This window comes from Cytophagia bacterium CHB2 (assembly GCA_030263535.1).
GTDB lineage: Bacteria > Zhuqueibacterota > Zhuqueibacteria > Zhuqueibacterales > Zhuqueibacteraceae > Coneutiohabitans.
The window spans coordinates 1-7,986 of record SZPB01000305.1 but is presented as its reverse complement, the minus strand read 5'-3'; the positions used below and the strand labels follow the sequence as shown (position 1 = coordinate 7,986).

Here is a 7,986-nt window from a genome sequence, read left to right as displayed (position 1 = left end):
TGAGGATTTGAAAACTTTAAAGGATGCTCGCTGCAAAATAGAGTCCCGCCGCAAAAGCCAGCACCGAAATCAACAGCAATGCCCATTTCACTTTACGCGCGCGTTCGAAAGCACGGCGAATGGCGGCGGGCGAGTTTTGATAGTGCCGATACGGCAGGGGGAAGATCACCAAGATCGCGCACAAGGCGCTGAACCCCCACAGCAAGAATGGCACGACAAAAGAGCTGGTGGACAATTCGGGTTTGACGGCGATCTTGATCTGCATGCCGGCCAGAACCAAGCCTGCCACTGCGCCGACGGCGCCGACTAAATATTTCGCGGTTTCTTCGAGGCGGCCGAGGCTGGCGGCAAACTCGTCGCGCGCGAGTTTGAGGTAGAACAAATCATCTTCGTTGGCGGGCCGGCCTTGCACCTCAAGGATAGGATTGTTCATCGTTATGCTCCACAAAATCACCTCAGGTGAGAAGCAAACATACTGTCTCGCTTGCGATTCGTGAAAGACGCCGCAAGATAGATGGTTCCGGCGCAAAAATCAACCCGGATTCGTCTTTCGTCTTGAAAGAATAGCGATTATTTCGCATGTTTTCGCCGCTTCATCTTCATTAAAGCGTCATGAGACGGATACAAGTAAAGCGGCCTGGGCCGCGAATTGGGCAAAGAGGGGTTGGCAGCTTAGGAGTGCCATTTAAATAGTATACTCATTTTTGAACCCGCGAATGAACGCTAATATTCGCTAATTTCAAAATTCGCGTTTATTGGCGTGCATTCGCGGTTTGAGATTTGGGTAAGTTATTTAAGCGAGAATCCGTACTTGCAAACCAAGCAGGTTCATATCAATCTCAATCCGAACCCGATCGGTTGGTATTGAAGATGGCGTGAGGCCGCAGCGGCAGCATTGCAACGAATCGTGCGATCGCGCCGTCCAGTATAAAAAATTGCATCGCCGGGATTTCAAGAAATTTCATCATGCTCTGGTTTTCAGCCCCATTTGCGTTGTTCTCTCTGGTAGCCTTGACGATTCCGCTTGTCATTCATTTGCTGCATCGCCGCCCGGGCAAACGAATCAAAGTCGGCAGCATCAAATTTTTGCAGGAGTCCCAGCGCCATCGTTTCAAGAGTTTCAGGCTGCACGAGGTGCCCCTGCTGTTGTTGCGCGCGGCGTTGGTGGCAATTTTGGCGATGTTGCTGGCGCAACCGTTTTGGGTTCCCTCCGATGAGGCTTTCCGGCACCAAGGGGCTTCGTGGGCTTTGTTGAGTTCAGAAGCGTTGGAGCATGCGCAGAATTTTCATCTTCGCGATGAAATCGATTCTCTAAAAAATGCGGGTTACGAGTTGCGGATTTTTGCGCCGGGATTTCCCCCGCTCACTTCATACTCTGCCCCTCAAAAATCCAACGAGACTGAAGATTATTGGTCGTTGTTGCGTGAGCTGGATGCAATTCTGCCGGACAGCTCTCGAATTGTGATTTTTGCACCCAACTCGATCAAGCATTTTCGCGGCGAACGGCCGGCATTGCGCACAAATATGGTCTGGCGTGCAATTCCCAACTCAGAACCGAAGCAGTGGATTGCGGAAGCACGATGGCTTGGGCAGGATAGTCTGCTGGCAGTCGCAGGCTTTAGTGAGGCGCGGCAAACCTTTTTCGCGCGAGAGGTGTTGCAGGCGACGAGTCGTGATCGGCTGTTGACCGGCGAGAAGCTGCCTCCGCTGTCATGGTCGCGTGCCGACAACGGCGGCCAGGATACCTTGCGTTTTCTGCAAAGGGCGGCCGCGCCGCGCGAAAACAGCGTTTTGATTGAGCCAGCTCGCGAAATTAAGCACGTCGCAATCATTCACGACGAACAGCGCAGCGACGATGCGCGCTATGTGCAGGCGGCATTGGCGGCCGCCGCGGAATTCGGGCATTTGCCGATTCGAACGAATCAGTTGCAGCCGGATCAAATGAATGAAGCAATGAATTCTGACTTCATTTTCTGGCTTTCAGAGCAAGCGGTACCAACTGCGTTGCTCGAACAGACTTCCAACGGCGCGACACTCATACGCGACGCGGCGTCAAAACAATTTGAAACGGTTGAACGCAAAATCGTCATGAGCGATGATCTTGCGCAAGATCCGCCCCGGCTTGCGCGCAGGATTGCAGTACCAAACAACCGAATTGTATTGTGGCGCGATGATGCCGGAGAAGCATTGCTTTCATGCGAGCGCATCGGTACAGGCTCGTTTTATCATTATGCCAGCCGTTTTCATCCGCTGTGGAGTGAGCTGGTGCATCACGCGGCGTTTCCGCAGTTGATGTTGCATATTCTAAAAGAATCGGAAAGCAAATCACATTGGCATGATTTGGCCAATGATCAACGCGCGATCAGTTTGTCGCAAATCATGCCGCACCAAGACAGAACGCTTGCAACGTCCCATGCCAATGCCGGCGCCACCAGTCTGCATCTGCCGTTTTGGATTGCCGCCCTGGTTCTGTTTGCCCTGGAACGATGGCTGGCGGAAAGGAGAACGGCGTGACGGCTGAGCTTGCACATGAACGTCTGCAAAGCGGACTGCGCAAGTGGCGCATGCAACTCGCGCGGCGTTATGTTCTTTTTGCGCTGGCCGCGAGCTTGCTGTTGGTCACCGCAATGCGATTATTGTGGCCGCTCTCTACCGTTGTTCATCTTGCTACGCTGCTAATCTCGTTCGCCCTTATTCTGTTAATGATGCTGATACGCGCCCGCAAACGTTTTGCCGATGTCGAGGCGTTTGCGCATCATTGCAATCGCGTCTTTCCTGAATTGGAGGAAAGCTGCGAGCTTGTGCTCAAACCGGAGAATGCGCTTTCGGCTTTGGAACGTTTGCAGCGCAGGCGCGCCTTGCAGGCATTGGACAATATTCCCGCACAACAACTCTATCCTCGCCCAAACCTGACAACCGGCTGGGTGTGCGCCGCAAGCGCGACATTGCTCGCCATTGTTATTTTGATTTGGCCGCCGGCGCCATTTTTTGAATCGACCTCCGGCAACTCTATTGCGAACGCAACGCCGTTAAACGAAAACATATCTTATTCACGTGAAACTCTGCCGGTCGTGGAAAAAATCGCGGTACGCATTTCTCCGCCGGGCTACACCGGCAAACCTGCGCGTACGCAGGCGCAACTTGATTTGCAGGCGGAGGAGGGCGCGCAGGCGTCGTGGGAAATTGCATTCACCAAAAAACTCAGCACTGTTCAATTGATTTTCAGCGAGGGAGATACGCTCTCCCTGGCCCCGATTTCTGAATTTCGCTATTCTGCCAGTCGTGTGCTCACCCAAACCGGATTTTACCATCTCGCGTTTGGCGCGAGTGAAGCCAATACGCAAAAATCCGACTACTATAAAATCGAAACCATCAAAGATCAACCGCCGCAAATCACATTGGCGCAGCCGGAGCAGCGCACCGAGCTCGCGCCGGAGGCCACGCGCAGACTTGCGGTGCAAGCAGAGATCACGGATGATTACGGCATTCGTTCGCATCGCATTGTCGCGACACTGGCAAAGGGCACGGGCGAGGCGGTCAAATTCCGAGAACAAATTCTGGCGTTCGATCAGGTTAAAATGAAATCACCGCGACAGCACGACTTGGCCACGGTGCTTGATTTGCACCAACTCGGCATGGCGCCGGGCGACGAACTTTATTTTTTTGTGGAGGCCTGGGACAATCGCGCGCCGCAAGCCCAGCGCAGCCGTTCCGAAACTTTTTTCGTCATTTTGCAGGATACCGTGCAGGTGACGCTTGCGAGCAGCGCCGGACTGTTGATCAATCCGCTGCCGGAGTACTTTCGCAGCCAGCGTCAAATTATCATTGACACAGAAAAGCTGATTCAAGACAAAACACAAGTGAGCACGGCCGAATTCAACCGGCGCTCCAACGACATTGGCATCGATCAAAAACTGTTGCGGTTGCGTTACGGCCAATTTTTGGGAGAAGAGGCAGAATCTGCTGCGCTCAGCCAGGAAGCCATGCCGCACAGTTCCGAGGCTCATGAAGAATCCGGACACGAGGAAACGGCGCCTTCTCAAGCAAAGGAATCCGCAACAAACATTGTCGAACAATTTGCGCATTTGCACGATTCCGAAGAAAACGCGACGCTCTTTGCCGTTTCCATCAAAGCGCAACTGAAAGCGGCGTTGGCAGAAATGTGGCAGGCAGAATTGCATTTGCGCACGCATCGTCCGGAGCAAGCCTTGCCGTTTGAATATCGCGCGCTGGCGCTGCTCAAAGACGTGCAGCAACGCGAGCGGGCCTATGTGCAGCGCGCAGGTTTTGCACCCGCGCCGCTCAAGCCAGAGGAAAAACGTTTGACCGGCGATCTTTCCAAAATTCAAAACCTCACATTTGCCAAAGAGATCGTTCGCGAGGATCCGTTTGCCGCGTTGCGCCGCGCGCGTGCGCTTTTGCAGCAAATCAAAAAAAGCCCGCAACCCCTCGAAGCAAGCGCAACCAATATTTTGGAAGAAGCCGGGCAAGAGTTGGCGCAACATGCGTTGCAGAAACCCGGCCGGTATCTCAAGGCCTTGCAGGCATTGCGCACGCTCATCAACTCGCTCTCTGCTGGAGAAGTCTGCCGCGACTGCCCGGCGCCAATCGAACAAGCGATTTGGAATATTTTGCCGCCTGAACCTCCGGCGCCTTCCCCAGTATCCACCGCGCACACTTCTTTGGGGCAACGTTATCTGCAAAAAATCGAGGCGCAACCATGACACTCGGCGCGTTGCAGGTTCCGGGCGATCCCCGGCAAATTTTGGGATTGATCCTCGTTGCAGCAATGTTACTCGCAGGTTTGCTCGCGCTGGTTTATCGCCGGCCGCAGCGCCGCCATCTAGCAGCGCGAATCGTTATGACAATCATCGCTGTGATTGCGCTGGTGCTGATGGCGTTGCAGCCGCGCTGGTCTGCGCGCGCCCGCAGCCAGAACGGTTTGTTACTCACTCCTGGTGCGCCATTGGACCACGCCCAAGCTTTGCAGGCAACTCTAAACGCGCAAACCTTTCTGCTCGCAACGGCAGACACGGCGACGTGGGCATCATCGCTTGATGACTTCAAAGTGATTCCGGATGCGGCTTATCTCAAAAGGCATCATGCCGACATCGATACGCTGCATGTTGCTGGTCATGGTTTGGCGGATTATGATTGGGAGGCGCTGGCGGGCATCAACATCATTCATCACGCAGGGCCGCTTGCGGCCGGCATCAAACACATGCGCTGGCAAAGAAATCTCGTGGCCGGCCAGCGTTTGCACATTCGCGGCGTGCTTGCTCCATCACAACACAAAGAAGGTTGGCTTTATTTATCCGATCCTGGCGGCGTGATCGATTCGCTCGAGATTGATTCCAGCCGGGAGACGCCTTTTCAATTCAGCCTGGCGCCGCGTGACACGGGCAGATTTCTATATGAAATGTATTTCAACGCGCCGGCAGAAAAAGCAATGTGGCGTGAAGAGTTCGAGGTTATTGTCACGCCGCCGCCCGTGTTGCACATTCTGGTAATCGAGGCTGCGCCGAATTTCGAGACGGCGTATCTTATGCGCTGGCTGGCAAAGCAAAACCACGCCGTGGCCAGCCGCACAACCATCAGCCGCGAACGCCATCGTTTTGCTTTTCTCAATCACGCCAAAGTCGAATTGATGCGATTGGCGCCTTCCCTGCTGAAACGATACGATCTACTTCTGATCGATGGCCGCGCGTTAAGTGAATTGTCTGCTCGCGAGCGTTCGAGGTTGAGTGAAACCATAACGCAAAACGGCCTTGGCGTGCTGCTCATGCCGGATGAAATAGTATTGAACCGAGAGCAGCAAAATTTTTCCGGGCATGAATTCTTTTTGAATTTCAAACTCGCGGCGTTTCCCGATTTGGAGGAACGTCTTGTCAAACCGAAGTGGCCGGACGGCGGTGATGACGCCACAACCGCGTTACCCGCCGAGCCATTCGAAATTGCGTACAACAGGAATCTGAAGCCGTTGATCAAAGACGAACACGATCGCATTCTGGCCGCGGCACATCGTCGCGGCAGAGGCTGGATCGCGCTGCAACTGGTGCGCGATTCCTATCGCTGGATATTGGCAGGCGCTTCCGCGCACTACGCTGCGTATTGGTCGCACTTACTCGCGGAAATCAGCCGCTCGCCATCAGAGGAAAAATGGGAATTGCCGGAAACGAAGCCGCTCATCGTCGATCAGCCACTACAGGTTCGTCTTGCAACCGGGGCGAGTTTTCCGATTGGAACCATCGCAACAGAAAACGGTGAAACAGATTCGCTTTATTTGCGACAGGACGCCGGCGAGACAACGCATTGGTGGGGAACCTATTGGCCTCGAGAATCGGGGTGGCACAAGATTGCCACACCAAATGGCGTGTCGCAATGGTTTTATGTTTATGAGAAGCACGCCTGGCAAACGTGGCAGGAGACAGAAAAAGTCGCGGCTACGGAACGTTATGTGTGGCGTCAGGAGAATCACGTAAAACAGTCTGAAGAATCTACACAAACACAAACCGCTGCGATACCGTTGCTTATTTTTTTCCTGATATTTCTCGGGAGTTGTGCTTATTTATGGCTGGAGAGAAAACTGTAATGCCAACACCGATTTTCAGTCAATCTGAAAATCGAAGCTCTTCGAGCAGCCTTAAACTCCGCCCACAAAAGTGGAACTCCCACAAAAGTAGAAGGCTTTTCTGTGGGAGTTCATTTCTCTGGGCGAGGCAAGTTCGGAATTTTATTCTAAGATTGAAAAGTCAAACGTCTAAATCGTAGCTGCCTGTTCTTCTCTGAATTCTGACGCTAAAGTTCAGTAACGTTCAACCACGGTTAAACCGTGGTTTCACTGCAGTAGATGCCACGGCCAAGCCGTGGCGGAACAATTACCAATTACCGATTTTGATCGCCAATCCTTTCAAACAAGCTGGATTCTCAACCGCTTGTTGATCTTCCCCTTGCTCTCGTGTCCCACCACTTTGATGTGCCCGACCTCACGCGTGTTCGCGACATGCGTGCCGCCGTCCGCCTGCAAATCAAGCCCGACAATCTCCACCGTGCGCACTTCTGAAATGCCTGCCGGCAGAAGATTGATTTTGGTGCGAATCAAATCCGGAATTTGAAACGCCTCTTCCCGCGGCAATATCTTCACACGAATCTCGCGCGCCGCTTCGACTTCGCGATTGATGGCGCCTTCCACCTTCTCGGCGAAATCCGCGCTCATGTTTTCCAACTCGAAATCCATGCGCGCTTTGAGCGGCTCCATGTTGCCGCCGGTAACCTGCGCGCTGAAATCGCGCCAAATCACGCCGCACAAAATGTGCAGCGCCGTGTGCGTGCGCATCAAGGCGTATCGGCGCTCCCAATCCAACACGCCTTCGACGTGCTCACCAATCGCCGGCAATTCGCCGTCGAGATGATGTAAGACAATTTCGCCTTTCTTTTCGACTTTCTTGAGCGGAACTTCTTTGCCCTGCCAGCGCAATACACCGAAATCCGCGGGCTGGCCACCGCCGCCCGGGTAGAAAGCCGTTTGATCGAGAACAATCGCGCTGCCTTCGTGCGCCGTCACGATTGCGGAAAATTGTTTAAGATTGTTGTCGGTTTGGTAGAGAAGCTTCGTGTTCATCTTGATCCTCGCTCATTTCAAGCTGTTTTAGAATCCCGGCTGCGCGCACGCTGCCGGCCTCGTGTTGCGCTTTCAACCACGCTAGGAATTCCGCCGCGACTTCAGCGCGCGCGCCGCCGAGCCCATGATTATGGGAAATATAGCCGAGCACACAGGCATAATCGTTCTCGGCGGAACAGGAATCGAATAACAGTCGCCCTTTGGCCAGCAGCGCCTGGCGTTCTTGTGGTGTCATAAAATCCACTCGCGTTCGTAAGAGCCTAAAATAACTGTAGTTTGGCAAAAATCAGTTCTTAGACATAGCCAGGTATTGGCTTTGGAAGCTTCCAGGCATTATATTTGTTGTCAACAGATCAATCTCGGAG

General features: G+C 53.5%; 7 protein-coding genes. 3 read left to right on the top strand and 4 right to left on the bottom strand.

Translation table 11 applies throughout. From position 1 onward, the window contains the following. Positions 1-16: 16 nt before the first annotated feature. Entirely contained in the window at positions 17-433 is a 417-nt protein-coding gene (locus FBQ85_22850; GenBank protein ID MDL1877982.1) for a hypothetical protein, read from the bottom strand. A gap of 461 nt (positions 434-894) precedes the next feature. On the opposite strand from FBQ85_22850, the gene FBQ85_22845 reads away from it, so the two are divergent. After that, complete coding sequence (locus FBQ85_22845) at positions 895-2,514, top strand: hypothetical protein (GenBank protein MDL1877981.1); 1,620 nt, start codon at positions 895-897, stop codon at positions 2,512-2,514. A gap of 865 nt (positions 2,515-3,379) precedes the next feature. On the opposite strand, the gene FBQ85_22840 is transcribed toward FBQ85_22845, so the two are convergent. Then, positions 3,380-3,472 (bottom strand): hypothetical protein, encoded by a 93-nt coding sequence (locus FBQ85_22840; GenBank protein ID MDL1877980.1) that lies wholly within the window; start codon positions 3,470-3,472, stop codon positions 3,380-3,382. Between FBQ85_22840 and FBQ85_22835 the strand changes: the two genes are divergently transcribed. Further along, positions 3,456-4,724 carry a hypothetical protein gene (locus FBQ85_22835; protein MDL1877979.1) on the top strand — a complete coding sequence of 423 codons (1,269 nt, stop codon included), beginning with the start codon at positions 3,456-3,458 and terminating at the stop codon, positions 4,722-4,724. The two genes, FBQ85_22840 and FBQ85_22835, sit on opposite strands and share 17 nt — an antisense overlap. Beyond that, positions 4,721-6,592 carry a hypothetical protein gene (locus FBQ85_22830; GenBank protein MDL1877978.1) on the top strand — a complete coding sequence of 624 codons (1,872 nt, stop codon included), beginning with the start codon at positions 4,721-4,723 and terminating at the stop codon, positions 6,590-6,592. Before FBQ85_22835 ends, FBQ85_22830 begins: the two co-directional genes overlap by 4 nt. Positions 6,593-6,910: 318 nt before the next feature. On the opposite strand, the gene FBQ85_22825 is transcribed toward FBQ85_22830, so the two are convergent. Together FBQ85_22825 and FBQ85_22820 are read right to left on the bottom strand one after the other, a co-directional pair. Continuing rightward, positions 6,911-7,621: an alanyl-tRNA editing protein gene (locus FBQ85_22825; protein MDL1877977.1), complete on the bottom strand. Its 711-nt coding sequence runs from the start codon at positions 7,619-7,621 to the stop codon at positions 6,911-6,913. Next, positions 7,581-7,856 (bottom strand): hypothetical protein, encoded by a 276-nt coding sequence (locus FBQ85_22820; GenBank protein ID MDL1877976.1) that lies wholly within the window; start codon positions 7,854-7,856, stop codon positions 7,581-7,583. The genes FBQ85_22825 and FBQ85_22820 overlap by 41 nt, the downstream gene beginning before the upstream one ends. Positions 7,857-7,986 lie beyond the last annotated feature (130 nt).